Origin of the sequence: Candidimonas nitroreducens (assembly GCF_002209565.1) — a bacterium.
GTDB lineage: Bacteria > Pseudomonadota > Gammaproteobacteria > Burkholderiales > Burkholderiaceae_B > Candidimonas > Candidimonas nitroreducens.
Genome location: NZ_NJIH01000002.1, coordinates 225,658 through 250,887, shown reverse-complemented (window position 1 = coordinate 250,887; position 25,230 = coordinate 225,658). Strand labels below are relative to the sequence as shown.

Sequence of the window (25,230 nt, the reverse complement as noted above, 5' to 3'; positions counted from 1 at the left end):
CTGCTCCTTATTGGTACGGATACCAGGCGTTCGAGATGGCGGGCCGGATGAGTTGCAGCGCGGGCTGCCTGCGCACGAAATCATCGGGGTAATAGCCGAAATGCTGCACTCCTTCGCGCTGCAGGCGCTGCATCCAGCCGGCCAGCGTATGGCTGTCGACGAAAGGCTGGCCGGGCAGGTTCCAGTTGCGTGCCTGCAGTTCGAAGACGGTGTGTTCGAGGCCGCCCGGGTGCCGTTTGACCGCGGCGACCAGCCGATCCAGCCACGCACCCGATTGCGCCGGCGGCACGCGCTCCATCAGCGGCATGGCCATGGGCACGGCCCAGTCATAGGCCTGCAGGAAATCGTCCAGGTTCTGCGCATACCAGGCTTCGCTGGCAGGGTTCAATATCGGTTCGGCGTAGATATTGCGCGCCGTTTTCACCTGTGGCCCGCGGATGTCCTTCACGTGCCGGGCCAGGGTGCGGGTGAAGTCGATCAAGGCCTGGCTCTTGTAGCGGATCCAGCGCTGGCGTGCGGCGGGATCGGCTCGCAGCGCCCGGATCGAGCCGGGCAGGCCCGCCTGCCTGTAGGCGGCCAGTGCCGCCGGGCTGGCGTCTTCGAAGTCGCTCAACACGGCGTCGTCATGAAACAGAATGCCGTCGATCGGGGCGTTGCGCGCCATATCTTCGTACAGGCCGATGATGGCGGCCCTGGCCTTGGGGTCGAATGGCGACAGACGTGCATATTGCGTGGGGTCAGGGGCGGGCGAGGCGTCGGGGTGCTCGGGGCTCCAGCGCTGCACGCGGGCGATGCCGGACGGCAGATTGAAACTCAGCACCGGCATCCAGGCATACACCTGCACGTGGGCGCGCGTCTGCAACTGCCAGACCGTGCGGTTGAACAGATCGGCACGCATCGGCAGCCAGTGGTTGGGGAAATAGACCTCGCGCGCCAGGCCGTCGCCCTTGGGGTCGGCATAGGCCTGCAGAAAGACGGCGCTGATCTGCATATCGGCGATGCGCTGCACCAGGGCACCCAGATTCTCATCCATTTGCGCGGGATCGGGGTCGTAGACATAGTCCAGATCCACCTGTGCCACGCGGAAATTCCCCTGCGACTCGGTGGCCAGCACCGAGCGCGCGAATTCGGCCATATTGGGCGAGTCCGCCACCAGCATGCGCGGCATGGACATCAGCCTGTCCGTGTCGCCCAGGCCGCCATCCAGCGTCAGAGCCATCTGGTATCCGTGGCGGCGAATGATCTGCAGCGCTATGCCGTTGGCCGCCCCGTAGGGCCAGACCCACACCCGCGGTGCCTTGCCGGTGACCTGGCGGATTTTCCGGGTGATGCGCTGCACGTCATTGTCGATGCGCCGCCGGTACTGGGCATCTGTTTCATAGGAATGCGTCCGGGCGTCGTAGCGGTGGCTGGTCGCCGCCGGTTCTTGATTGCCTTGGGGGTTGGCGGGGATGCCGAAATGCAGGTCGTCGGTATGCGAGGCGATCTCCACCAGCCCCGATCGGGCGGCCCGCCGTACGTCGTCCCAGGTGGCGAAGCGCTGGCGCGGGGTGGCTACGTTGCCGAACATCACGGGCTGATCGGCGGGGGTGTCGATCCAGCGGCCCACCGGCGCCCAGATGGCGGGCCAGTTCATGGCTTTCAGAATCGGCAGCACCCGGGTGTAGAAACTGCTGTAGCCGTCGTCGAAGCTGAGCAGCACCGCCTTGGGCGGCAAAGGCTTGCCGCCCCGGTGGGCCGCCAGGATCTGGTCGACGGACACGGCCTGGTAGCCGTTGTCGCGCAGCCATTTCAGTTGTGCGGCCAGCAGGTCGGTACGCACCGCCAGATAGCGCTGGTCGGGATCGCTGTCTTCGACATCGTGGTAGGCCAGAGCCAGTATGCGATTGTGCGGCCATGCCTGGTCAGTGCGCGATACAGGCCGTTCCGCGGGGGGCACGAAAGCCGGGATGTCGCGGGCGCAGCCGGCCAGCAGCGCCAGGCAGCAGCACAGCACGGCTGGGATCAGATTCAGGGCTCGGCGTAGGGTGAACAAGCTCATGGCGTCCTGCCTCAGAACCGGTACGTCATGTTGACGGTGAAGTTGAAGTCCCGCTCGCGCTGCCCGTCATAGGGTCGCGACGTAGCCGAGACCATGAAGCCGACATCCAGAACATCATTGAACTGGTAGCGCTGGCCGTAGCCCAGGGTGTAGATGCCGCCGGTGCCGTGATGCTGCTGCGTATAGGTGCCGGCCGCCGCCAGAAACTGCTGATCCCAGCGCTGCTCGTAGCGCTGGTACAAGGTGTGCGTGATTTGCAGGGCGGGCAGAATGGTCAGGTCGGATTTGGGGTTGAAGTACACGGCATCGTCGGCCGTGTTGTGGGAGGCGGACAGATCCAGCAGCGCATCGACCTGAACCTTGGGGCTGGTGTACAGGCGCTGGCGGCCGTTCAAGCCGAGCTCCAGGCGATTATTGCCGTCCGAGAAAAAGGACGGCGCCACTCTCAGCGTCCACTCGCGGCGTTCGTCGCCGCGCCAGCGCAGCGACGCGTTCAGGCTGTTGGAAGTGATGTCGTGCTTGAGCGCCCGCAACGGCGTGTCGCGCGACAGCAGGGCGGCGCCGGCGCCGATCTGCCAGTGGTCGTCCAGATCTACGGCCGCTGTGATCGCGGCGCCGGTGCGGGTGCCATAGCCGTAGCGGTTGCCCGATATTTCGGCCTGCGCGGTGAGGTCGCGGCCGCGCCATTCCACGCCCGCGCGCGTCCAGCCGTAATAGCCCTTGCCTTCCTCGAATTCGCCTTCGGAATAGCCCGCTCCGGCGAAGGCGCGCCAGTTTTCGGCTATGGGCGGCGTATACAGCACGCTGTCGAGATTCCAGTCGCGGCTGCCCAACGCCGGGTTGTTGGTGGACACGCCGCGGCTGGCGGTGACGCGCAATTCGGCCATATCGTGCACCTGCCATTCCCGCGCCAGACGCTGCACGGATGAGTTTTCCGGCGCACGGGCCACCAGGTCGTCGCGCAGCAGCTTCGCCTGGCGCCACTCCTGCAGGGCCAGTGCCGTTTCGGCCTGGTTGACTTCTACGTCGATGGAGCGAGGCGCCTGGGTTTCGGCGATCTTCAAGTCGCGCTCGGCCAGGCGGGGCAGGGCGCGGGCGCGATAGGCCTGGGAACGGGCCGTGCGCAGGCCGGTATTGCCCGGCGCCAGGCTTACCATATTGTCCAGTTCGGCCTGCGCCTGCAGGGTTTGGCCTTCATACAGCGTGCCCAGGGCCCGGGTCAGCGCGGCGTCCAGTTTGGCGGAGTTGGCGTTGCGCAGCGGGTCGCCCTTGTGATAGACCCAGGTGGGTTGTTGGCGCAGCGCCTGATCCAGTTCGGTGTTGGCGGCCTCGGTCTGGCCGGACTCGGTCAGGGCATAGAACAGGCCCGTGCGTTCTTCCATGCTGGGCATGGCATCGCGGCCCTTGCCCGGTTCCGTGGCCTGGCGGAACAGGCGGGTGGCGATTTCAGGGCGGTGCATGGACAGATAGGCTGTCGCGACGTCGCTCAGCACATAGCTCGGAACCTTCTGGCCGGCCGCCTGCATGGCTTCGTAGCTGGCGACGAGTTCCGCCATGCGGTGGCGGGCGGCGAGGGCCTGCAGCCGGTCGGCTTCGATGCGTTCGACATCGGCCCGCGCGGCCGGCCCCAGGGCTTTCCACTCGGGGATGAGGCGGTCGTACGTGGCCAGGGCCTGATCCGCCAGCGCATAGCGGTTGGCGCCGCCGCGGGATTCGGTTGCGGCCGCCCGGGTAAGTTGAGCGGCCGCATCGGCCTGCAGGGAACGGGTCTGGGCCGCTTGCAATATGCCAGGGTGGGCCTGCGCCATGCCCAGCGCCGCCCGCGGCAGCTGTGCTTCTTGCTGGGCCAGGATATACGCCCGTATCACATAGGGCTTGTGCGGCGCCAGGTCGTAGGCCCACGAGGCCTGCGCCAGCGCCGCATAGGGCTGCCCCGCGCGCTGGTATGCGTAGCTCAATGCAAGATGGCTGTCGGCGCTATCGGCGTGCGCGGCAACCAGCCGAGTGCCTTGCTGGACGGCGGCTGCGGTGCGCCCCGCGTCGGCCAGAGTCATGACGTACCCGTATGCGAAAGCGGCCTGTCCCGGATAGCGGCGTTCCGCGCTGCTGTACAGGGCAAGGGCTTCGCCCCAGCGATGCGTGTCGCGGTAGGCTCGCGCCACCGCGCCCAGGGCCTGAGGCGGGAGATTATTGGGAGAACCGGCCTGTTCGTAGGCCTGGACAATGGCCTGGCTGTGGCCGGCCCAGTCCGAGATGAGCAGGTAGTCGGCAAGTGCCCGGCGGTCGCCCGGCGTATGCTGCAGGCGCTGCACCAACATGGACAGGGCGGGCTGATAATCGCCGTTGCGCGCACGCCGTATCAAGCTGTCGTAGTCTTGCGGCTGTGCGCACGCGGCCATGCCCGGCAGCATCAATGCGGCACAAACTGCTAATACGAGGGGTAACGGGCGTATGGACACGGCTGGCCTCGGGGTCGGTCATGGGATTGCCGGATTCGGGGTGTTGCACGTTCACTATGGATTGCGTGGACAGTCGAACCGATAGGTGCCGGCCGGCTTGCCGTTGGCGTACAGAATCAGTTCGATCCGGCATTGGTCGCGTTGCCCCACGGAAAGGGAGAATCGCGTCAGCGCCGTGGGAGTATTGGCCCGCAGCCTCAGATCGCCGCTTTGCCGGACGGTGGAAGAGCCGCTGCTCCCCTGCCGGGTGGCGCTCAGCCGGTACTGCACGGTATCGTCCGCGCGGCTTTGCACGTAGGGCACGACGACGCTGGGTCGAGTGCCGGGCACGGTATCCAGCCATACCTGCAGATTGACATCGGCGGTGATCATGGAGCCTCCCGTTTTTATGCTTCGGTGTCCCGCGGTAGGCCGGTAGCGGCCTTCCGCGGGACTGCGGCCCCGCAGGGCCAGGGGTTTACCAACCCTTCTGGGTGATGGTGCTGACGTTCTGGTTGCCTTGTTGCACCGTCGAGGCGGTCAGGAACGCTCCCGTCTGGGTGATGGCCGCCGAGTTGTTGAAGCCGGCCTGGTAGATCTTGGCTTCTTGATCCCAGCCATTCTTCTGGCTCGTGTTGGCGACGTTTTGGTTGCCTTGCTGGATGATCTGGGATTCGGCATAGGCGACACTCGACTGAGTGGCCTTGGCGCTGTTGTTGAAGCCGGACTGGTAGATGTCGGCGTACTGTGCGTAGCCGTACCGTTGATCCGTGCTGGCGACGTTCTGATCGCCTTGCTGGACGATCTTGGAGTTGGCGCCGGTGCTTTGTTGTTCTACCTTGGCCGAGTTGTTGAAGCCGGCCTGATAGATGTCAGCCTTCCCATGTACATTGGTCTGATCCGCGCTGGCGACGTTCTGGTTGCCTTCCTGCACGATGCTGGCAGTCGCCGCCGTGTTGTACGCCTGGGTAATGGACGCGTCGTTGTTGAAGCCGCTTTGATAGGTGTCCGCCGTACTGCCGGCGTATGCCGCGGCCCCGGCAAAAGCCAGGGCAAGACCGGATGCCAATGCGCAAAGTTGGGTTTTCATGGTGATGCTCCTTCTGTGAAAGTCGACAAGACCTGATAAAGAAATGCGCCGCCCGGCGGTCTCGGACCGGGTTTTGCAGAAGAGTCGGCGGCCCTGCCGGAGCCGGTGCTATCTAACGACCGTCAGCTTCAGGTGGTCGCCGAATTGGAAGACCGGGGCCGTGGAGCCCGGCGTCGTCTGCCGTACCGTGGCCTGGTTCATGTTGCCGAATTGGTTCACCGTCGAACTGGCGTTGCTGGTGTATTGCCCGATCACCGCCAGATTGTTCGCGCCGACCTGGTTGGCGATGGCCGTGTCGTTATTGCCGACTTGCGTGATCAGGGCCTGGTTCCCGGTGCCGTATTGGGCGGCGATCGCCAGGTTCTGCGCGCCCGTTTGCGATATCGAGGCACTGTTGTTGCCGCCTTGCTGGTTGACGAAGGCGGATTCGCTCGAACCCTGCTGGGCGATGCGGCTGGTGTTGAAGCCGCCCTGTTGCACCGATGCCGCACGCAGCGAGGTCGAACCGAGTTCGGCCGGCGGCAGTTCCGGCGGGGCCGCCAGATCGAGGTTGGCGGCCTGGCCGGCGAAAGGGGCGGCGGCCAGTAGGGCGAAGATCCCCAGAGCCAGGCTGCGCCTGGTGGGCAGATGCATCGCGGTGAGTAACGGTTGCTTCATGGCAGACTCCTGATTTACCGGGCGGTGGCGCTTGCGGCCTTACTGCACGCTCGTCTGGCTGTTGGTCGCGGTGGATGCCGTGCCGGCCTGGGCAGACTGGCGCGGCGTGACGGTTACGGTGTATTCCTTCTCGGCTTGCAGATAGCGCTGGATCAATGGGTTATTCCAGTCGCTGGGGTTTTTCAGGCTCCATTGCCTGTCCTTGAGGCCCTGCACCGTCAGGTGCATGACGGCGGCATCGATGGCTTCCTTGACCGCGATCTGCGCCGGCTCGTTGTGGGTGTAGCCCCCTTCGATTTCCAGCAGGTCGTAGTAATTGACGAAGCGGAAATAGCTGGGGTGCAGCTCGTACGAATAAATGGTTTTGGTGGTGGAGACGCTGTTCAGGATGGCGCCGGTGGAAACGTCGACCGCGCGCAGATTGACGGTGACCTGATCGACGCTGTACTTGGTCGACAAGCCTATGCCCAGGAACTGCGCCCCCAGGCCGCCGGTGCGGGCATTGCTGTCGTAGGCGATAATGCCGCCTTCCAGGATGATGGTCGCGGGCAAGAGGTTGGGTACCTGGCCGCGCTGCGCGCCGTTTTCCGGGTGCTCGTCGACCGCGCGCAGCACCCGGCGCTCGGTCAGCAGCGACTGCAGGCCTTCACGCTCTACCGGGATATACCAGCCCGAATCCTTCAGCGCCTTCATCAGCATGGAGGCGGCCCCTTGCGTTACCGCTGTGGAAAACGAGCTGTCCGGCGACGGCTTGTATTGCCCGGTTTCGTCGCGGAAGCCGTAGACGGCCGCTACGATCTTCTTCCGCGGCGGCGGCAGCCGCATCAGGTCGACCGTCGACGGCGTGGCCGGCGCCAGTTGCGCCTGGTTCGACACGTTCGCCGGCTGCTGCAGGGCGCAGGCGGACAGCGCCAGCGCTGCCAGTCCGACGACGCAGAGGCGGGCGGGGCGTAAGCATGCAGGGGGCGTAGGCATCGCGAGCGTGTTCATTGCAACACCCCGCTGTCGATGGCCGGCGAACTCTGGGTCGCCGTGCTCGTGCTCGCGCTGGTGGATGTGCCGCTGGTAGCCTCGACGCTACCGGTGTCGAAAGGCATCCAGCGGCTCTTGCCCGGATCGTAAATATAGACTTTGCTGCCTACCTGGATGATGGGATAGTCGCCCGCGTTGAGGATTTTCAGGTCGCTGCTGTCGGGGGTGTCCAGATCGTCCAGCGGGTAGGGGTAGCGCTTCTGCGCCTGGGCGCTTTGCAGCATGTATGAGCCGTTCAGCGGATTGCCCCCGAAAGACGGGTTCACCGGGGTATAGATCAGCTGGCCCGCCATCGCGGGCATCGATAGCAGCGGCCATGCCGCGGCGGCCGCCAGCGTCGCCTGAAGCCGGCTGTTTTGCAGGCGCACTTTGACCCTGTGTAAGCTCATTTACATCTCCTCGGGACCCAGATCGGCGTCCTGCGTGTACTTGCGTTGGACGTTGATGTTTGCGATGCTGTCGTGAACGACTTGCACCGCGTTCTTGCTTTCTTCCCTGGCCCGCGAACGGGCGGGCGACAGGAAGGTGTGAAAGACCGTCTGATTCAAATAGCTGATCCAGATTTCGCTGCCGAATTGCGCCGTGGGCCGCTCGATCACGGTCATCGTGTCTTGTGAATTGGGGTACAGCGCGCGCCAGATTTCCGAAAAACTTTGGTAGAAGTCCCAGCCCAGGACGGTGATGGTTCGGTTGATGATCAGGCCCCTCAACGGGTCGCTGTCTATCCGCCCCTGATCCAGGCTCTTCTGCGCCTGGCCGGGCTCGGGCCCTTGCGCGGCGGCCGCCGCGCTCAGCAGAGCCGCCGCGACGAGGCCAAAGCGAAAGCCGGACGGCAAGCCGGATGGCGACACGGAGATCCTCCTTCCCATAACCCATTACAGCGTTTATTCAAGGTATCAAGCTGTGACGTATACGAGGAATGTTATGGGTTGGAGGATGCCTTACCCATAGGATGGAGAATCTAGACCGTTTGTCCGGGATGAGGATGAGGATGTCAGCCAAACGGTTTAATACCTGGCGAGTACGCTCGAGCCGCCCGAGGGCAGGCGTGTCCGCCTCGAAGATATGAATCCTTGGCGTCGATGGCCATGGTATGCCGGTTCTCGGTACAGATGTCCCGATCCGCAGGCGTGGCTTTATGGCGTCCGCATCGCGCGGAAAACCGCTATTTCGTTTTAGCCTTTTGCCAGGGTCACGGGGTCGAGGGCTAAAGCCCGTAATGTTTTTCCACTCGCCCTATGTGTTCGGACATGACTTGATGTGCCTTGTCGATGTTCTGTTCTTCTATCGCCTCGAGTATCAGTTTATGTTGCTCGTTGGAAGCGCGGCTGCGTTTTTTGTCGCTGAAGAAGGGGAGGCGTCGATTTTCCGACATCAGATAAAACGGGGTGACGAGCTGCATGAGAACGAGGTTGTGCGTGGCACGGAAAATAGACATATGAAACTGGTAATCCAGTTCCGGTACGTCTTCAAGCGCATGTTCTATAGCATCGTCGAAGCGCTGCACGATGTTCTTGATGTCGAGCAAGTCTTCCTCTGTCCGCCGTTGTGCCGCGAGCACAATTGCCTGTACTTCGAGAATTCGGCGCGCTTCCATGGCTTCCGCCAGGCGCTCTTTCGACAGGTCGAGATTCAGGTTCGAGAACAATGCGAGCGTCTCGAGGCTGATGCGCTCGGGGGCTTCATTCAGGTAGATTCCTGAATTGGGCTTGCGCTCGAGATAGCGCAAGCCTTCGAGTACTGACAGGACTTCGCGTACCACGCCGCGCCCGACGTCGAATCGTTCGGCAAGCTCTCTTTCCGAGGGCAGCCTTTCTCCGGGCGCGTACTTTCTTTCTTCGATCAGCCGAACCAGGGCAGCCATAGTGCGCGCGGTGGTCTGTTCCTGTTCTTTAGTCATGCTGGGTGCTGCGCTCCGGCTGCTCTTGCGAAATTCCTGCTGGTGCTTCAGCCGCTACGCTGAAGGGATTGCCAAATTATAGGGGGCCTTTTATTTCTATGTGGGCGGCCGCTAAGCACCCGCCAGATAACGGTCGAGGCGTTCCTGTATTGACGGCCTCGCTTCTGGATTGACCAGGTGCTCCGGTATTTTTCCGGTCAGTAGATCGATCGTTTGCTTCGTAGCCTGTTCGCCGATGCGGTCTAGGCTTTCCCGGGTTATGCCTGCCATATGCGGCGACAAAATGACATTGGGTAGCGCACGCAAGGCGGAATCGCCGGGCAAAGGTTCTTCCGCAAATACATCCAGAGCCGCACCGCCCAGCCTGCCTGCTCTTAGCGCCTCGGCCAATGCGTTCTCGTCGACAATGGGCCCGCGGGACACATTGATCAGCCAGGCCGCAGGTTTCATCAGGCTTAGCCGGCGTGAATCGATGAGGCCGCGGGTTTCTTCGGACAACGAGCATGAAAGGATTACGACATCGGCGCGGGCAAGAGCGTCATCGAGAGTGGTGTGGCTGAAGGCATTGCGGCCGGAGGGAGGGGATCGGCGCACGGCCAGAACAGTCATATCGAAACCCGCGTGGCATTTGTGCGCTATCAGGCTTCCGATATTGCCCATGCCGATAACGGCGACCGTCTTGCCCCGAAGGTCGACACCATGCGGCGCAAGCGCTCGGGCAGCCGGCCATCCGGCGCTGCGCAACATCTGGTTCGCCTCGGGAAGCTTGCGGGCCAGGTTGAGCATTTGGCCGATGGCATATTCGGCGACGGAATTGGCGTTGGCGTTCGGGGCATTGGTCACCGCTATTCCATGTTTGGAGGCCTCGGCGACCGGAATCATGTCTACACCCGCCCCGTAGCGCACCAGGCCCAGCAGCTTGCATGTTTGTGACGGGAGCGATCGGGGGATGGGCGATCGGACGATTATCACGTGCGCTTCGGATGCGAGAGCCGGCCAATTCTTGCCACTTACCGGATGCGTGACCAAGCGGGCGGCTCGCGACAAGGCCTGGTGGGAGGCGCAGTCTATCGGATCGGTCAATAGAACCAGGCGACTTTGTGAGTGCGAGCAAGCTGTCATCAGAGTTTCGTGTCGTATCCCAGGCCGTCGATCAGAGGGTAAGAGGAGAAAGCAGTCTCGTCGACATCGAGGCCTATTCCCGGTTTATCTAGGGCTTGCACACAGCCGTCCTGGCCGATTTCGAAAGGTGGGCCGAACATGTCCCTAAGAGGGTTTACCTGCGACACACAAGCTTCAAAATAGCCGCCATTGTCGATCGAAGAAAGAAAATGAATGCTGGAAGCCATATTTAGGCCTCCCGCCGAGCTATGGGGATTCACGGGGATACGCCACGCTGAGGCCAGCGCGGCAATGCGCAGTGCTTCGGTAATGCCGCCTGTTTTCGAGAGATCAGGTTGAAAGATGGTAACGGCGCGGTCTTCTACCAGTCGGGCGAATTCGTAGCGTGTGTAATGGTTTTCTCCTGCGGCCAACGGAACTAGAGGGTTGAGTTGGGCAGCCAGACGATAAGAGGCGAAGTCGTTGCAGGGAAAAGGCTCTTCGAGCCATTTGACGTGTAATTCTGCGAATGCCGGCATCACTTGCCGAACGTCGGCCAAAGTGTATGCAGTGTTGGCGTCAACCAGAATATCTATGTGGTCGCCGACCTTTTTGCGCACTGCCGTGAGCCGTGCTATGTCGTTGGCGCTTGTGTCTCCCATTCGTAATTTGATGGCTCGATAGCCCTTTTCGATGTGACTGACGGCTTCATCAGCCAGGCTTGGCGGGGGCTGATAGCCGAGCGCCACGCCGCCGGCGTAGGCGGGAACGCGCCGCGCCGATCCACCCAGCATTCGATAGAGCGGCATGTGCGCGGCTTTGGCACGAATGTCCCATAATGCCATGTCGATGCCGCTTAAAGCCAGGGCGGCGCCAGCGCCCAATCCGTGGCTGGCCAGCTGCATGCGGTGCGCCAATTCCCAGGCGCCGATAACGTCCGTGGCGGGCCTGCCGTGAAGCAGCGGCGCCAAGGTGTTATTCACCAAACTGGCCACGGCCCCCGGGCTGCGCCCTGGATGGGCCTCTCCGTATCCGACAATCCCGTCGGAGGTTTGGATCTTGACAATAATCACATCTCTCTTGCGGGCCGTGCCGATGCCCATTGCCACGGCCTTGCCTTCCGGAAAGCGAAAAGATAGGGGTATGGCGGTAATGCAGTCGATTTTCATCTGATGGATCCTGTAATAGGTGCTACTCGATTTTGGCTCCTGACTCTTCGACAACTTTTTTCCACCTCGTGGTCTCGGCTTCAAGATACTGTTGGAATTGTTCGGGGGTGCTCGGCATCGCGTCTACCCCCATGCTGGTCAGGCGGGCTACGAATTCGGGGTTCTTGAGAATCCGGTTCATGGAGGCGTTGAGCCTGTCTATGACGGGTTTGGGAGTTCCTTTAGGGGCAAGAAAGCCAAACCAGACATTGACGTCGAAATTGGGTAGACCCTGCTCGGCAAGAGTCGGAATATTCGGCGCGCCGGATGAGCGTTTTTGGGTGGTGACTCCGATTGCACGAACTTTTCCCGCCTGCACTTGCGGCAGTACGGCCGGAACCTGATCGAACAACATGGATATTTGGTTGGCCAACAGGTCTTGCATTGCCTGGGCGCCGCCTTTGTAGGGAACATGTATGAAATTGATGCCGGCTTGTGCTCGCAGCATTTCCCCGGCCAGATGGCTGGAGCTGCCGTTGCCGCTGGATCCTTGCGTAAGCTTGCCGGGGTTGTGCTTGGCGTAGTCGATCAGTTCCTGAAGATTGTGGATCGGCAGTTTGGGGCTGACCGCCAGAATGTTCGCCACGCCGCCATACAGGCTGATGGGCGCGAAATCTTTGATGGGGTCGAAATTCAGCGAGTGGTAGATTGCGGGGTTGATCGCGAGTCCGATAGGCCCCATCAGAAGGGTATAGCCATCAGGACGCGAACGCGCTACGTAGTCGAATGCGATATTGCCCCCTGCGCCCGGGCGATTTTCGACAATAAACGTTTGCCCGAGCTCGTGAGATAGTCGGTCGGCCATCAATCGAGCCAAAATCGTGGTCGTTCCACCCGTGCCGAACGGCACAACCACTGTCACGGGCCGGCTTGGGTAGCTTTGCGACGCTGCTGCTGCGTCTCCAAACCCCATTAGAGCAGTAACACCAAGGACGGCGCCCGCAATGCGAGCGGCAAAGGGCAATCTTCTCATGCTGTCTCCAGAGTTTTTACGTTGGCTTAAATTGGCATTACCAAATTGGTAATACAAAATTGGTATTGCCAAATATATCCATAAAGGTGACTCAGGTCAAGTGTCGGTTAAGCCGCCGCGGCCGGGCGCTTGCTCGGGATGCTACGCTCTAGGCTGAGTCTTTCCCGAGCCGCGCCGTATGGCGCATCTGCAATGAGTACGCTTGATCTGTTCCAAAGCGCTGCGCCTGCCGGGCCCGAGCGTATCGGGCCGTGCGCCTATGTTCTGCGTGGCTGCGCTTTGTCCTGCGAGCAGGCGCTGCTGTCGGCGGTTGCCGCCATCGAGGCTCGCGCGCCGTTTCGCCACATGGTGACGCCTGGCGGTTATGCCATGTCGGCGGCGCTGACGAATTGCGGCGCGCTGGGCTGGACGACCGACCGGCGCGGCTACCGCTACACTGCCGTCGATCCGCAAGGCGGCCAGCCCTGGCCGGCCATGCCGGCCGTGTTCGCGCGGCTGGCGCGCGCCGCCGCGGCGGCCGCGGGGTTTGCGGATTTCGAGCCGGATGCCTGTTTGATGAATCGCTATGCGCTCGGCGCCCGCATGTCTCTGCATCAGGACAAGAACGAGCAGGACTTTGACGCGCCCATTGTGTCGGTGTCGCTGGGCATGTCCGCGACTTTCCTGTTTGGCGGCCTGGATAGATCCGCCAAGGCGATGAGGCTGCTGCTGCATCATGGCGATGTCGTGGTCTGGGGCGGGGCGGACAGGTTGCGCTATCACGGCGTGCTGGCGCCGGAGGGCGCGCCGCATCCGCTGCTGGGAGACTGCAGGATCAATCTCACCTTGCGCAAGGCGGGTTGAGATGCCCGCGGCGTCAGCCGCTCTCGCTGCCGGTTATGGGCACGTCCATTCCGGTCTTGACCCTGTCCATGGCCACCAGCGTCTTGAACGCCTTGACGTTGCCGTTCTCGTGGAAGAGCCTGCGCGTCAGGCTGACGTACTGCTCCATGTCGCGCACCAGGAAGATCAGCACGAAATCGCATTCCCCGGCCACGTAGTAGCACTGCTGGATTTCGGGGCAGGCCGTGAATCCACGCTGCATTTCCTGCAGCAGATCGGCGCGCTCGCTCTCGACCTTGACTTCGACGATGATGGTCAGGCCGTAGCCCAGGGCTTTCGGGTTGAGGCGGGCCGTGTATTTTTCGATGACGCCGGCGTCCGCCAGCAGCCGCAGCCTGCGGTTCACCGCGGCGGTGGAAAGGTTCGCGCGCTCGCCTAATTCGCTTTGGGCCACGCGCGCGTTTTCCTGGATCGCGGCGAGCAGCACGTGGTCGTGCTTGTCGAGCTTGGGCGCCATGAAGGATTCCTTCGCAAATTCTGCCTATTTATCGATAAATAATTCAATTAAATAGGCGAAGATTCGTATGAAAAGCATATATATGGGGAATATTATTTCATATCGAGGCGCGACGCCGAGGTCGGCACTGGCACTGGCACTGGCACTGGCTCTGGCTCTGGCTCTGGCAACAGCGCTGCCAATAGCACTAGCAACGACACTGGTACCGGCCCCATGCCGCGATGCCGGCTGCTGCAAGCCTGGCCGGCGGGCCGGCCGAGCCGCCGGCCCATTTCCATAGGATGGTTTCATGTCTTCTTCAATACCCAGCCTGGATGCGCAACTTCTGCTGGCGCAGATCCGCGCCTTGGGCGAGATCGGCAGCGATGCTCCAGGTGAAGGGCGAACCCGCATTGCGCTGACCGATGCCGACCGGGCCGGGCGCGATCTGCTCGTGCGCTGGATGCGCGAGCTGGAGCTGGACGTGCGCATCGACCGTATCGGCAATATTTTCGGCATCTTGCGTGCCGCCACGACCGAAGGTGACGCCCGGCCGCTGATGATCGGTTCGCACATCGACACTGTGCGCAATGCCGGCGCCCTGGATGGCTGCTACGGGGTGCTGTCCGGCTTGGCCGTGGCGCGCGCCTGGCGCGCCGCGGGTGTGGCGCCGCCGCGGGCTATCGTGGTGGCGGCGTTCACCAACGAAGAGGGCGTGCGCTTCCAGCCGGACATGATGGGCTCGCTGGTGCATGCGGGCGGTTTGGCGCTGCGCGAGGCGCTCGATGCCGTCGGCACCGACGGCACCCGCCTGGGCGACGAACTGGCACGCATCGGCTATGCGGGCGAGCTGGAGCCGGGCGCGATCAGGCCGCACGAATATCTGGAACTGCATATCGAACAGGGCCCGATTCTCGAGGCCGAAGGGCAGTCCATAGGCGTTGTCGAGAATCTGCAGGGCATTTCGTGGCAGAAGCTTACCGTGCATGGCACGGCCAATCACGCCGGCACTACGCCGATGCGGCTGCGCCATGACGCCGGCTACGCGGCCGCAGCCGTGGTGGCCTTCCTGCGCGAGCAGGTGGCGGCATGCTCCGGTGGAACCACGCTCGCGACGGTGGGCTCGCTGCGCCTGGAGCCCGACGTCGTCAACGTCATCGCACGCAAGGCCATCTTCACCGTCGATCTGCGCGACCCCGACGAGCCGCGCCTGCAAGCGGCGGAACGGCGCCTGGCCGAGTTTCTTGTGGAGCTCGCACGGCGCGAGGGAGTGGAAATCCAAGCCGAGCGCCTGGCGCGCTTCGAGCCGGTAGTGTTCGATGCGGGATTGGCCGCAGAAATAGAGTCCTCGGCCCGGCACCTGGGCCTCACGTCGCGGCGCATGACTTCCGGCGCCGGCCACGATGCGCAGATGATCGCACGCATCGCCCCAGCGGCCATGATCTTCGTGCCCAGCCGCTCGGGCATCAGCCACAATCCGCGCGAGCATACCGACGATGCTCAGCTCGTGCAGGGCGCACGGGTATTGCTGGAAGTCGTGCTGCGCCGCCTGCAGCAAACCCACAAAGAGAGCCAATGATGCTAAGTGCCAACAAGCACGCTGCGCGCGTGCCGTATCCCGAATCCTTGCGCTCGATCATGAGTATCCGGTGCGCAGAGCAGAGCCGGCAGTGGCTGTCGCAGTGGCGCGGCATCGCGCACGGGGCAACGCCCTTGCGTGCCTTGCCCGGCTTGGCCGCAAGGCTGGGAATCGCCTGGCTCGGCGTCAAGGACGAGTCGCAGCGCTCGCCGCTGGGCAGCTTCAAGGCCTTGGGTGCGCCCGTCGCGCTGCTGCGCCAGGTGCTGCGGCTGCATCCCGGCTTCGAGCCGGAGGCAGTGCTGGCGGGACGCTATGCCGGCACGCTGAAGGACTACACCGTCATCAGCGCCACCGACGGCAACCACGGCCGTGCGCTGGCCGCGGCGGCGCGCGACGCCGGCTGCCGCTGCGTGATCGTGCTGCATGCCCAGGTCAGTGTCGAGCGCGAACGCGCCATTGCCGACTGCGGAGCGCGCATCGTGCGTATCGCGGGCAACTACGATGCATCGGTCGCTGAGGCGGCGCGGCTGGCCGCGGCGCACGGCTGGCAAGTGGTATCCGACACGTCCTACGAAGGCTATGAAGACATACCGCGGGACGTGATGCAGGGCTATGGCGTGATCGCTTCCGAGCTCGTCGAACAGGCGGATGGCGCCGCGGGCGATCCCCCCTATACACATGTATTCCTGCAAGGCGGAGTAGGGGGGCTGGCGGCCGGCATCGTCAGCTATCTGTGGGAAAAATACGGCGCGCGGCGGCCGCGCTTCATCGTAGTCGAGCCGGTACAGGCCGATTGCCTCTATCAGAGCGCCTTGGCGGGCCGCCCCGCCGGCGCCACGGGAACTGTGGATTCCATCATGGCCGGGCTTGCCTGCGGAGAGGCCTCGCCGCTGGCCTGGCGTTTTCTGCAAGACAGCGTCGACGATTTCATGACCATCACGGACGACGCGGCCATCGAGGCCATGCGTACGCTGGCCGCCGGCGACTGCGGCGATGTGCCCATTGTTTCGGGAGAATCCGGGGCGGCCGGGCTGGCCGGCTTGCTTGTGCTGCTGCGGGATCGCGCGCTGGCGGGCGCTGCGGGCTTGAATGCGGCCTCGCGGGCGCTGCTCATCAGTACGGAAGGCGCGACGGCGCCGCTGGTGTACGAGCAGTGCGTGGGCGTGCCGGCCGCGTCGGTATTGTCGCGCCAACAGAAGTGGCGCGCCTCCGTTGACACTGCCGGAATCAGCGGCTGCCGGGCAAAGACAGCTTGCTGACCATGTCGGCCAGCCCGGCGGCGACCTCGCCGCGCAGGCGGGATTCGGACAGAATAGTGTCGGGGCCGCCGCAGCTCAGTACGAAGGTGCCTTCGCCCGTGATGGCGGTGAAGGCGGCCGCCGCTGCGTTGATGCCGGGCTGCCAGTCGCCGATGCCATAGCAGCAGCCGCCCGCGGCGAAGTCGGCGCAGGCCTTGCGCATGATCGCCGGCATGCCGCGGGGCAGTTCCAGCTTCGGCAGCAGGGCCTCGCGTTCGGCTTGCGCGAGGCTGGCGAGATAGGTGCGCCCCATGGTGCTGTCCATGCTGGCCCGGTAGCCGACGGGCAGACGTAGATAAAGCGCCGAAGATCCGTGCACGGCGTCTATGTAGGCCATGGACTGGCCGTCGAAGGCGCCCAGGGCCACAGCGCCGCCCGTTGTCTGGGCTAGCGCTTCCATGAGCGGGCGTGCCACTTCGCGCACCTCGAGGCTGGCGAGGCAGCCGAAGCCCAGTGCCAGGGTGCCGTAGCCAGGCGCGTAGCGCCCCGTTTCCGGGTTGTAGCGCAGATAACCGAGTGTCGTCAGTGTATATACGATGCGGCTGACTGTGGACTTGGCCAGCCCCGTGCGCTCGGCCAGTTCCAGATTGCCCAGCGACTTGATGCCGGGCGTGAAGCAGCGCAGGACGCTCAGGCCGCGCGCCAGCGCGTCGACGAAATCGGGCGACGATGCGTCGCCCTGGCCCGGCGCCCGTTTGCGGCGCGCCGGACGCCGGGCGGCCGGAAGCGATTCGGCCGTATTGGCGGGGGGCGGGGAAAAGGTTTGCATTTGGCTTCCGGGCGTTTTATATTAATCTAAAAATAGGAATTGAATCCCATTGTACGGAATTCAAAATAAAAAAGCACTTTATTTCGACAAGACCAGGAGATAAGAATGTTTCGAGCCGGAATCCGATTTTTTGCCGCCGCCGTTCTTGGCGCCGCGACGAGCATCGCTGCAGCGGCGGGCTACCCCGATCGCCCCATCACCATGATTACGCCGTTTCCCGCCGGCGGCGCTACCGACGGGCTGGCCCGCATATTGGCAGAGCGCATGGGCCGCGCGCTGCGGCAGTCGATCGTGGTGGAAAATCGCGCCGGCGCCGCGACGACCATAGGCGCTTCGCACGTAGCCCGTGCCACGCCCGATGGCTATACGATCCTGTTGGCGACCAATTCGACGCTGGTCACCAATCGCTTCCTCTTCAAGAAACTGCCCTACGATCCCGATGCCTTCGCGCCGATCGGAATGATAGGCATCGGGCCCATGGTGCTGCTGACCGCGAAAAAAGACCACTTCAAGACTCTGGCCGATGTGGTGCAGGCCGCCAAGGCCAAGCCCGGCGCCCTGACCATCGCTTCGTTCGGAACCGGCACGTCTTCGCATCTGGCGGCGGAATATTTCCAGAAAGCAGCCGGGATCAAGCTGCTGCACGTGCCCTATAAGGGCTCGGCCCAGGCCATGCCGCAGCTGATCAGCGGCGAAGTGGACTTGTTCTTCGACATGGTGTCCACGGGCATGCCGCAGGTCGATTCCGGCAAGGTGGGGGTGCTGGCGATCACCAGCAAGCAGCGCATGTCCTCTCTGCCCAAGCTGCCGACCATGAGCGAGTCGGGCTACCCCGGCTTCGAGATTCTGGCCTGGTTCACGCTGGTGGCTCCGCCGGGCACTCCCGAGGCGCGCACCCGGGTGCTGGACAATGCGCTGAAGGTGGCTTTGGCCGACGAGACCGTGCGCAAGCGCATGCTCGCCATGGGCATCGAACCTTCGGACGGAACGGCGCAGACCTTGCTCAAGCAGATCAAGCAGGAAATTCCAGTCATTCAATCGCTGGTGCAGCGCGCGAATATTCCGGTTCAATAGGGCCGTGCATCGCGGTGCGAGTATCCGTGCCAACGCTGTACGACAGTACGCAAATATAGAAAAGCCAAGCAGCCATCATGTCAGCCGATTCCATATCCCCCGATCCCTTCTGGGAGTTTCCCTATCTGAGCCGGCGCATCCCGCTGCTGGCGGCCAACGTCGTCAGCACCAGCCAGCCACTGGCCGCGCAGGCGGGCCTGCGCATGTTGCTGTCGGGCGGCAATGCGGTCGACGCGGCCCTGGCGGCGGCCATTGCGCTGACCGTCGTCGAGCCGGTCATGAATGGCATCGGCGGAGACGCTTTCGCGCTGATCTGGGACAAAGGCAGCCTGCACGGGCTCAACGCCTCGGGGCGTGCGCCTGCCGCCTGGACACCGGAATTCTTTCAGGGACGGGCCGCCATGCCCGAGTTCGGCTGGGGCACGGTGACCGTGCCGGGCCAGGTTGCGGGCTGGGCCGAGCTGTCGCGGCGCCACGGCCGTCTGCCTTTCGCTGCCTTGTTCGAACCCGCCATCGCCTATGCCGAGCACGGCTACGCCGTATCTCCCACCATTGCGCGCCAATGGGCGGCGCAAGCCTTGCTGTTCAAGGATCAGCCCGGCTTCGCCCAGGCTTTCCTGCGCGACGGCGCGGCGCCGCGTGCCGGCGACCTGTGGCGCTTCCCCGAACAGGCCGCTACGCTCAGGCGCATTGCTTCCAGCATGGGGCGCGATTTCTACGAAGGCGAGCTGGCGCAGCGCATCGCCGATTTCGCCGCCCATAGCGGCGGGGCGCTTACGCAAGCCGACCTGGCCGCGCACCGCTGCGATTGGGTGCAGCCGCTGTCCATGAGCTACCGCGGGCGGTACATGTTGCACGAGCTGCCTCCCAATGGCCAGGGGATAGCCGCGCTGATGGCGCTGGGCATGCTCGATGCCTTCGAGCCGCCGCGCGCCGACAGGCCGCTGGACTTGTTCAGCCTACCCATCGAAGCCATGAAGCTGGCGTTCGCCGACCTGCACGCGCATGTGGGCGACGCGGCGGCCATGGGCGAGCTGACCGGGCAATTGCTGAGCCGCGACTATCTGCGCCGGCGTGCGGCGCAGATCGACCCCGGCCGGGCGGCCGTCCCTGCGGCGGGGCTGCCCGGCCACGGGGGCACGGTCTATCTGACCGCCGCCGATGCCGATGGCATGATGGTTTCGTTCATACAGTCCAATTACCAGGGCTTCGGCTCAGGGGTGGTGGTGCCCGGCACCGGTATCGCGCTGCATAACCGGGGCCGCAGCTTCACGCTGCAGCCCGGCCACCGCAACCAGGTGGCGCCCGGCAAGCGGCCCATGCATACCATTATTCCGGCCTTTGTCACGCGCGACGGGGAGCCCTACGCCAGCTTTGGCGTGATGGGTGGCAATATGCAGGCGCAAGGCCATGTGCAGATGATGCAGCAGCTGGTCGATCTGGGCCATAATCCGCAGGCGGCCGTCGACGCGCCGCGTTTCCGGGTCGAGGCGGGGCCGCGCGTGATGCTCGAAGCGCATGTGCCCGCGCAAGTGGTCGAGGCCTTGCGCCAGCAAGGGCACAATGTCGATGTGCAGGCGCCGCAAAGCCTGGATTTCGGTGCGGCGCAGGTAATTCTGCGCCAGCCGCACGGTGGCTATATTGCCGCATCGGATCCCAGGCGCGACGGCCAGGCTGTGGGATACTGAGGCGCTCTTGCCGCCGCAGGGCCCGCGGCCGGCTTGCCGCCCAGTCTTCCCGAAATGGACGCGCGCATGGGCCGGGCCGTGCTCCGGCTTTTTATTTTCCGTGCCTGCGGGCCAGGCACACCGATGACCGAGGTTTGAACAATGAATGGTGCAGATAGTCTTTGCGATACGCTTTTGGCCAATGATGTGGACGTGTGCTTCGCCAACCCGGGCACGTCCGAGATGCATTTCGTCGCGGCGCTCGATCGCAAGCCGCGCATGCGTTGCGTCCTGGGCTTGTTCGAGGGCGTGGTCACCGGCGCGGCCGACGGCTACGGCCGCATGGCGGAAAAGCCTGCCGCAACGCTGCTGCACCTGGGGCCGGGCCTGGGCAACGGCCTGGCCAATCTGCATAATGCGCGCCGCGCCCATACGCCCATGGTCAATATCGTGGGCGAACATGCCAGCTATCACATCCAGTACGACGCGCCGCTGACCACCGACATCGAAAGCCTGGCGCGCCCCATGTCCAACTGGGTGCGCCGCATACAGTCGTCCGATGATGTCTCCGGTGCCGCCGCGGCCGCCGTAGCTGCGGCCCGCACCGAACCGGGCGGCATCGCAACCCTGATCCTGCCGGCAGACGCCGCGTGGGGGCAGACCGCGGCGCCCGTGTCCCAGGCGCATCCGCCCGCGCCGGGCCGCATCGAAGAGGCGGCCTTGCTGCAGGCGCGCGAGGCGCTGCGCAACGGGCGCAAGACCCTCATTCTGCTGTCGGGCAAGGCCCTGCGCGCCGGCCCGCTGGAAACCGCGGCCCGCATCGCGGCGCGAACCGGCGCGCGGCTGATGGCGCAGCAGTCCAATGGCCGCATGGAACGCGGTGCGGGCCGGGTGCCGATCGAGCGCGTGCCGTATCCGGTTGATGCGGCCGTCAAGGCGCTGGAAGGAACCGAGCAATTGATCTTGATCGGCGCCCGCACGCCCGTGGCCTTTTTCGCGTATCCGGGCAAGCCCAGCGTGCTGATCCCCGAGGGGTGCGACGTCATTACCCTGGCCAGCCCGGCTGACGATCTGCCGCAAGCGCTGGAACAGCTTGCCGATGCCGTGGGTGCGACGCGCGACATCGCGGTGCCGTTGGCCGAGCGCGGCCAGCCGGATCTGCCCGCCGGTGCGCTTACCGCCAGCGCCGTCATCCAGGCCATAGGCGCTCTCAGCCCGGAAAATGCCGTCATCTGCGATGAGTCCGTCAGCTCGGGCCGCGATTCCTTCAAATGGACCTGGAACGCGGCGCCGCACGACTTCCTGCAGATCACGGGCGGCGCCATCGGCATCGGCATCCCCCTGGCGACCGGCGCGGCGGTGGCTTGCCCCGACCGCAAGGTCATACTGATGCAGGCCGATGGCAGCGCCATGTATACCGTGCAGGGCCTGTGGACGCAGGCGCGCGAGCAGCTGGACGTGGTCACCGTCATCTTCGCCAACCGGCGCTACGCCATCTTGCACAACGAACTGAAGATGGTGGGCGCGGGCGAGCCCGGGCGCAACGCCAGCCGCATGTTGAACCTGGACGAGCCCGCAATCGATTGGGTGCACATGGCGCAGGCCGCCGGCGTCGAGGCCGCCCGCGCTTCCGACTGCGCCGCCTTCGTCGACTTGCTGCGCGCGGCGCTGGCACGCAAAGGCCCATTTCTCATCGAGGCCGTCATCTAGGCGGCTCCGCCAACCGGCGATTCTTATCCTTACACATCGAGTCATAGCATGAGCGCACTGAGTCCCATCCAGAATCGTGACATCACCTATCATCTGCACCCCTACACCAACGCCGTCAAGCACGAGCAGATCGGCCCGCGCGTCATCGAGCGCGGCCAGGGCATCTACGTGTACGACGATCAGGGGCGCGAATATATCGAGGGCATGTCGGGGCTATGGAGCGTCGCGGTGGGCTTCAACGAGCCCAGGCTCGTGCAGGCGGCGGCTGCCCAGATGGGCAAGCTGCCGTTCTATCACACCTTCAGCCACAAAACGCACACGCCTTCGGTCGAGCTGGCCGAAAAGCTGGTGCAGCTGACCGAAGGCCGCATGCACAGCGCATTCTTCACCAATTCGGGTTCAGAGGCGAACGACACTGTCATCAAGATGGTGTGGTACTACAACAATGCTCTGGGCCGCAGCCAGAAAAAGAAAATCATCGCGCGCAACAAGGGCTACCACGGCGTCACCGTGGCCTCGGCCAGCCTCACCGGCCTGGCGCCCAACCATCGCGGCTTCGATCTGCCGCTGCCGCAGATGAAGCACGTCAGCTGCCCGCACTGGTACCGCCAGGGCCAGCCGGGTGAAACCGAAGAGGCTTTTGCCACCCGCATGGCCGCGGAGCTGGAAGCCCTGATCCTGGAAGAAGGCCCCGAGACGGTGGCGGCCTTCATCGGCGAGCCCGTCATGGGCGCGGGCGGCGTCATCGTGCCGCCGGCCACTTATTGGGACAAGATCCAGGCGGTGTGCCGCAAGTACGACGTGCTGGTCGTCGCCGACGAAGTCATTACCGGCTTCGGCCGGCTGGGCACCATGTTCGGTTCGCAGAAGTTCGGCATCGAGCCGGACATCATGGTGCTGTCCAAGCAGATCACCTCCTCTTATCTGCCGCTGGCCGCGGTGCTGCTGGGCGACAAAGTACATTCCGTCATCGCCAGGTATTCCGGCGAGCTGGGCACCTTCGGGCACGGCTACACCGCCAGCGGCCATCCGGTTGCTACGGCGGTGGCGCTGGAAAACATCCGCATCATCGAGGAAAACGGGCTGATCGAGAATGCCGCCCGCATGGGCGAGGTATTGCAGTCGTCGCTGCGCGCCTTGGGCGATCATCCGCTGGTGGGCGAGGTGCGCGGCACGGGCCTGATCGCCGCCGTCGAGCTGGTGGCCGACAAGCCAACCCGCAGGCCTTTCGATCCCCTGGGGAAGATGGGGGCGGCGATTTTCGAGCGGGCGCATGAGCATGGGCTGATCGTGCGCGGCATCCAGGACAGCATCGCATTTTGCCCGCCGCTCATCATCAACGAAGAGCAGGTTCGCGACATGGTGGGCCGCTTCGTGGATACGCTCGAAGAGGTGCGGAGTCAGGCGGCCTGAGCGGCGACAAAAGGCGCGGGCGCCCGCGCCGGAATGATCAGGGCGGCGCGCCGGGCCGATGGCGGCATGTCTCGTGCCATTGCGGATTCGGCTCGCCCTGCGCGGCAAACTGCTGGGCGCGGCGCGGCGAACGCCAGACGCCGCCCGCAAAGCCCAGCTGGGGTGCCACGGCATACCAGAACCAGCGGCCGTCTTGATCCTGCGCCAGCCAGTTCCATCCCTCGGGGGCATCCGTCCACGGCGGGGCGGGCGAGTCTGCAGAGGCTGTATCATTCATGCCTTAAGTTTAGCTCCGGGCACGTATGGCCCCAGGTGCGGCAGGCAATGTCGCTTTTACAAGGTTGATGCCAGTGAGACTCAAGCAACGGGTTGCTTTGATTACGGGGGCCGCGGCGGGCATAGGCCAGGCCACTGCCAGGAAATTCGCCAGTGAAGGCGCCACGCTGGTTCTATGCGATCGCGCCGCCGACGCGGTGCAGCGCGAGGCGCAGTCGCTGGCGGCCGCCGGCCATCGCGCGGCGGCCTACACGCTCGACGTCACGGATCGGGCGGGCATCGACGCCGTGATGCAGGATGTCAAGGGCCGCTTCGGCAGCATAGACATCCTCGTCAACAATGCCGGCATCACGCAGGACGCAAGGCTGGCGCGCATGACGGAAGAGCAGTTCGATGCGGTCATCGACGTCAACCTGAAGGGCGTCTTTCACTGTACCCAGGCCGTGGCCAACACCATGCTCGAACAGCAGCGCGGCGTGATACTGAACGCCTCCAGCGTCGTGGGAATCTACGGCAATTTCGGGCAGACGAATTACGCGGCCAGCAAGTTCGGCGTCATCGGCTTCACCAAGACCTGGGCGCGCGAACTGGGGCCCAAAGGCATCCGGGTCAACGCGGTCTGCCCGGGTTTCATCGAGACCGACATCCTCAAGTCCATGCCGCCCAAAGTGCTGGACGAGCTGCGCGACGCCTGCTGGCAGCGGCGCCTGGGCACGCCGGCCGAGATCGCCAATGTCTATGCCTTCCTGGCCTCGGACGACGCAAGCTATATCAATGGCGCGGCGATCGAAGTGTCGGGCGGCATTTCGCTGTAAGCCGCGCCGGCCGGCTATCTCCATGGAACCGACCGTCGCGCCCGATGCCGGCGCTGCTGCGCCGATTTCCGCGCCCGTGGCGCTGGTCACCGGCTCCACTTCCGGAATCGGCCTTGCCATTGCCCGGCGGCTGTCGCGCGAAGGCTATTGCGTCGTGCTGCATTCGCGCAGTTCGGCGGCAGCCGGGGCGGCGCTTGCCCAGGAGCTGGGCCGCGCCGTGTACATCCAGGCCGATCTGGCCGATGACGAGCACAGGCAGCGGCTGGTGCGCGAGGCCGTGGCCGCTTGGGGCCGGCTCGACCTGCTGGTCAACAACGCCGGCATCAGCCGCGTCATTGCCCATGGCGATTTGGCCGCGGCCACGCCCGAGGTCTGGCGCGAACTGCATGAGGTGAATGTGATCGCCCCGTTTCGCTTGATTGCCGAGGCTCGGCCAGCGCTGCTGCAGGCCGCGGCCCGGGGCAGGCCGGGCTGCGTGGTCAATATCAGTTCGCACGCGGGCGTGCGTGCCAAAGGGGCTTCGATACCTTATGCCGCAAGCAAGGCGGCGCTGAACCACATGACACGCTTGCTGGCGCTGTCGCTGGCGCCGGAAATCCGTGTCAATGCCGTGGCGCCGGGGCTGGTGGACACGCCGCTTACGGCCGATTGGATCCACGCCCAGCAACTCTGGAAAGAGCGTGCGCCCATGCGCCGTGCAGCCAGCCCAGACGACATCGCCCAGGCCGTATCGATGATCGCCGCATCCGATTACCTGACCGGCGAGATCCTGCTCATGGACGGCGGCTTGAATCTCACCTGAGGCACCCTGCGGGGGCGCCGCCGGCGAAGCTGGGCAGGGCATTGCCATGCGTGTTCGTGAGGCCTCCCG

24 protein-coding genes are annotated in these 25,230 nt (G+C 64.3%); 9 read left to right on the top strand and 15 right to left on the bottom strand.

Annotation, left to right across the window (positions count from 1 at the left end; genetic code table 11):
• Positions 1-7 precede the first annotated feature (7 nt).
• From pgaB to CEY11_RS02585, 12 genes are all read right to left on the bottom strand, one after another.
• The gene (gene pgaB / locus CEY11_RS02640; RefSeq protein WP_088601808.1) at positions 8-2,041 is read right to left on the bottom strand and encodes a poly-beta-1,6-N-acetyl-D-glucosamine N-deacetylase PgaB; all 2,034 of its coding nucleotides are present in this window, start codon (positions 2,039-2,041) and stop codon (positions 8-10) included.
• Positions 2,042-2,052: 11 nt separating this feature from the next.
• Entirely contained in the window at positions 2,053-4,452 is a 2,400-nt protein-coding gene (gene pgaA, locus CEY11_RS02635) for a poly-beta-1,6 N-acetyl-D-glucosamine export porin PgaA (RefSeq protein ID WP_088601807.1), read from the bottom strand.
• A 102-nt stretch (positions 4,453-4,554) separates the two neighbouring features.
• Positions 4,555-4,872, bottom strand: coding sequence for a curli-like amyloid fiber formation chaperone CsgH (gene csgH / locus CEY11_RS02630; RefSeq protein ID WP_088601806.1), 318 nt, complete (start codon positions 4,870-4,872; stop codon positions 4,555-4,557).
• 85 nt (positions 4,873-4,957) lie between these two features.
• Entirely contained in the window at positions 4,958-5,569 is a 612-nt protein-coding gene (locus CEY11_RS02625) for a hypothetical protein (protein WP_088601805.1), read from the bottom strand.
• A 108-nt stretch (positions 5,570-5,677) separates the two neighbouring features.
• Positions 5,678-6,226: a hypothetical protein gene (locus CEY11_RS02620; protein WP_088601804.1), complete on the bottom strand. Its 549-nt coding sequence runs from the start codon at positions 6,224-6,226 to the stop codon at positions 5,678-5,680.
• Between the two features lie 39 nt (positions 6,227-6,265).
• Positions 6,266-7,216, bottom strand: a complete 951-nt coding sequence (locus tag CEY11_RS02615) for a CsgG/HfaB family protein (RefSeq protein WP_233154682.1) — start codon at positions 7,214-7,216, stop codon at positions 6,266-6,268.
• A complete protein-coding gene (locus tag CEY11_RS02610) occupies positions 7,213-7,647 on the bottom strand; it encodes a curli assembly protein CsgF (RefSeq protein WP_233154681.1) in 435 nt (144 codons plus the stop codon). The genes CEY11_RS02615 and CEY11_RS02610 overlap by 4 nt, the downstream gene beginning before the upstream one ends.
• On the bottom strand, positions 7,648-8,109 hold the full coding sequence (locus CEY11_RS02605) for a curli production assembly/transport protein CsgE (protein WP_158215166.1): 462 nt from the start codon (positions 8,107-8,109) through the stop codon (positions 7,648-7,650).
• 356 nt (positions 8,110-8,465) lie between these two features.
• Complete coding sequence (locus CEY11_RS02600; RefSeq protein ID WP_088601801.1) at positions 8,466-9,158, bottom strand: FadR/GntR family transcriptional regulator; 693 nt, start codon at positions 9,156-9,158, stop codon at positions 8,466-8,468.
• Positions 9,159-9,269: 111 nt separating this feature from the next.
• Positions 9,270-10,280, bottom strand: a complete 1,011-nt coding sequence (locus CEY11_RS02595; RefSeq protein WP_088601800.1) for an NAD(P)-dependent oxidoreductase — start codon at positions 10,278-10,280, stop codon at positions 9,270-9,272.
• Positions 10,280-11,428 carry a mandelate racemase/muconate lactonizing enzyme family protein gene (locus tag CEY11_RS02590; protein WP_088601799.1) on the bottom strand — a complete coding sequence of 383 codons (1,149 nt, stop codon included), beginning with the start codon at positions 11,426-11,428 and terminating at the stop codon, positions 10,280-10,282. The genes CEY11_RS02595 and CEY11_RS02590 overlap by 1 nt, the downstream gene beginning before the upstream one ends.
• A gap of 22 nt (positions 11,429-11,450) precedes the next feature.
• Entirely contained in the window at positions 11,451-12,512 is a 1,062-nt protein-coding gene (locus CEY11_RS02585; protein ID WP_233154680.1) for a Bug family tripartite tricarboxylate transporter substrate binding protein, read from the bottom strand.
• Between the two features lie 120 nt (positions 12,513-12,632).
• On the opposite strand from CEY11_RS02585, the gene alkB reads away from it, so the two are divergent.
• Positions 12,633-13,283 carry a DNA oxidative demethylase AlkB gene (alkB, locus tag CEY11_RS02580; protein ID WP_088601797.1) on the top strand — a complete coding sequence of 217 codons (651 nt, stop codon included), beginning with the start codon at positions 12,633-12,635 and terminating at the stop codon, positions 13,281-13,283.
• 13 nt (positions 13,284-13,296) lie between these two features.
• Here the strand turns inward: alkB and CEY11_RS02575 are convergent, their stop codons facing one another.
• Entirely contained in the window at positions 13,297-13,779 is a 483-nt protein-coding gene (locus CEY11_RS02575; RefSeq protein ID WP_088601796.1) for an Lrp/AsnC family transcriptional regulator, read from the bottom strand.
• A gap of 289 nt (positions 13,780-14,068) precedes the next feature.
• Here CEY11_RS02575 and CEY11_RS02570 point away from each other — a divergent pair, with 289 nt between their 5' ends.
• A complete protein-coding gene (locus tag CEY11_RS02570; RefSeq protein WP_088601795.1) occupies positions 14,069-15,337 on the top strand; it encodes a Zn-dependent hydrolase in 1,269 nt (422 codons plus the stop codon).
• Entirely contained in the window at positions 15,337-16,596 is a 1,260-nt protein-coding gene (locus CEY11_RS02565; protein ID WP_088602017.1) for a diaminopropionate ammonia-lyase, read from the top strand. The genes CEY11_RS02570 and CEY11_RS02565 overlap by 1 nt, the downstream gene beginning before the upstream one ends.
• On the opposite strand, the gene CEY11_RS02560 is transcribed toward CEY11_RS02565, so the two are convergent.
• A complete protein-coding gene (locus CEY11_RS02560; RefSeq protein WP_088601794.1) occupies positions 16,565-17,404 on the bottom strand; it encodes an IclR family transcriptional regulator in 840 nt (279 codons plus the stop codon). The genes CEY11_RS02565 and CEY11_RS02560 overlap by 32 nt on opposite strands.
• A gap of 105 nt (positions 17,405-17,509) precedes the next feature.
• On the opposite strand from CEY11_RS02560, the gene CEY11_RS02555 reads away from it, so the two are divergent.
• The 4 genes from CEY11_RS02555 to CEY11_RS02540 all read left to right on the top strand — a co-directional run bounded on the left by CEY11_RS02555 (position 17,510) and on the right by CEY11_RS02540 (position 23,268).
• On the top strand, positions 17,510-18,478 hold the full coding sequence (locus CEY11_RS02555) for a Bug family tripartite tricarboxylate transporter substrate binding protein (RefSeq protein ID WP_088601793.1): 969 nt from the start codon (positions 17,510-17,512) through the stop codon (positions 18,476-18,478).
• A gap of 77 nt (positions 18,479-18,555) precedes the next feature.
• A complete protein-coding gene (locus tag CEY11_RS02550; RefSeq protein ID WP_088601792.1) occupies positions 18,556-20,166 on the top strand; it encodes a gamma-glutamyltransferase family protein in 1,611 nt (536 codons plus the stop codon).
• 141 nt (positions 20,167-20,307) lie between these two features.
• Entirely contained in the window at positions 20,308-21,855 is a 1,548-nt protein-coding gene (locus tag CEY11_RS02545; RefSeq protein ID WP_088601791.1) for an acetolactate synthase large subunit, read from the top strand.
• 48 nt (positions 21,856-21,903) lie between these two features.
• On the top strand, positions 21,904-23,268 hold the full coding sequence (locus CEY11_RS02540; RefSeq protein WP_088601790.1) for an aspartate aminotransferase family protein: 1,365 nt from the start codon (positions 21,904-21,906) through the stop codon (positions 23,266-23,268).
• Positions 23,269-23,305: 37 nt separating this feature from the next.
• On the opposite strand, the gene CEY11_RS02535 is transcribed toward CEY11_RS02540, so the two are convergent.
• Positions 23,306-23,545, bottom strand: coding sequence for a hypothetical protein (locus tag CEY11_RS02535; RefSeq protein WP_088601789.1), 240 nt, complete (start codon positions 23,543-23,545; stop codon positions 23,306-23,308).
• 73 nt (positions 23,546-23,618) lie between these two features.
• Between CEY11_RS02535 and fabG the strand changes: the two genes are divergently transcribed.
• Both fabG and CEY11_RS02525 read left to right on the top strand, forming a co-directional pair.
• Complete coding sequence (fabG, locus tag CEY11_RS02530; protein WP_088602016.1) at positions 23,619-24,359, top strand: 3-oxoacyl-ACP reductase FabG; 741 nt, start codon at positions 23,619-23,621, stop codon at positions 24,357-24,359.
• A 22-nt stretch (positions 24,360-24,381) separates the two neighbouring features.
• Positions 24,382-25,161 carry an SDR family NAD(P)-dependent oxidoreductase gene (locus tag CEY11_RS02525; protein ID WP_088601788.1) on the top strand — a complete coding sequence of 260 codons (780 nt, stop codon included), beginning with the start codon at positions 24,382-24,384 and terminating at the stop codon, positions 25,159-25,161.
• Positions 25,162-25,230 lie beyond the last annotated feature (69 nt).

Bases quoted from the DNA above. Each gene is read 5' to 3' on its own strand.
- pgaB (WP_088601808.1), bottom strand. From the start codon at position 2,041: ATGAGCTTGTTCACCCTACGCCGAGCCCTGAATCTGATCCCAGCCGTG.
- pgaA (WP_088601807.1), bottom strand. From the start codon at position 4,452: ATGCTGCCGGGCATGGCCGCGTGCGCACAGCCGCAAGACTACGACAGC.
- csgH (WP_088601806.1), bottom strand. From the start codon at position 4,872: ATGATCACCGCCGATGTCAATCTGCAGGTATGGCTGGATACCGTGCCC.
- CEY11_RS02625 (WP_088601805.1), bottom strand. From the start codon at position 5,569: ATGAAAACCCAACTTTGCGCATTGGCATCCGGTCTTGCCCTGGCTTTT.
- CEY11_RS02620 (WP_088601804.1), bottom strand. From the start codon at position 6,226: ATGAAGCAACCGTTACTCACCGCGATGCATCTGCCCACCAGGCGCAGC.
- CEY11_RS02615 (WP_233154682.1), bottom strand. From the start codon at position 7,216: ATGAACACGCTCGCGATGCCTACGCCCCCTGCATGCTTACGCCCCGCC.
- CEY11_RS02610 (WP_233154681.1), bottom strand. From the start codon at position 7,647: ATGAGCTTACACAGGGTCAAAGTGCGCCTGCAAAACAGCCGGCTTCAG.
- CEY11_RS02600 (WP_088601801.1), bottom strand. From the start codon at position 9,158: ATGACTAAAGAACAGGAACAGACCACCGCGCGCACTATGGCTGCCCTG.
- CEY11_RS02595 (WP_088601800.1), bottom strand. From the start codon at position 10,280: ATGACAGCTTGCTCGCACTCACAAAGTCGCCTGGTTCTATTGACCGAT.
- CEY11_RS02590 (WP_088601799.1), bottom strand. From the start codon at position 11,428: ATGAAAATCGACTGCATTACCGCCATACCCCTATCTTTTCGCTTTCCG.
- alkB (WP_088601797.1), top strand. From the start codon at position 12,633: ATGAGTACGCTTGATCTGTTCCAAAGCGCTGCGCCTGCCGGGCCCGAG.
- CEY11_RS02575 (WP_088601796.1), bottom strand. From the start codon at position 13,779: ATGGCGCCCAAGCTCGACAAGCACGACCACGTGCTGCTCGCCGCGATC.
- CEY11_RS02570 (WP_088601795.1), top strand. From the start codon at position 14,069: ATGTCTTCTTCAATACCCAGCCTGGATGCGCAACTTCTGCTGGCGCAG.
- CEY11_RS02565 (WP_088602017.1), top strand. From the start codon at position 15,337: ATGCTAAGTGCCAACAAGCACGCTGCGCGCGTGCCGTATCCCGAATCC.
- CEY11_RS02560 (WP_088601794.1), bottom strand. From the start codon at position 17,404: ATGCAAACCTTTTCCCCGCCCCCCGCCAATACGGCCGAATCGCTTCCG.
- CEY11_RS02555 (WP_088601793.1), top strand. From the start codon at position 17,510: ATGTTTCGAGCCGGAATCCGATTTTTTGCCGCCGCCGTTCTTGGCGCC.
- CEY11_RS02550 (WP_088601792.1), top strand. From the start codon at position 18,556: ATGTCAGCCGATTCCATATCCCCCGATCCCTTCTGGGAGTTTCCCTAT.
- CEY11_RS02545 (WP_088601791.1), top strand. From the start codon at position 20,308: ATGAATGGTGCAGATAGTCTTTGCGATACGCTTTTGGCCAATGATGTG.
- CEY11_RS02540 (WP_088601790.1), top strand. From the start codon at position 21,904: ATGAGCGCACTGAGTCCCATCCAGAATCGTGACATCACCTATCATCTG.
- CEY11_RS02535 (WP_088601789.1), bottom strand. From the start codon at position 23,545: ATGAATGATACAGCCTCTGCAGACTCGCCCGCCCCGCCGTGGACGGAT.
- CEY11_RS02525 (WP_088601788.1), top strand. From the start codon at position 24,382: ATGGAACCGACCGTCGCGCCCGATGCCGGCGCTGCTGCGCCGATTTCC.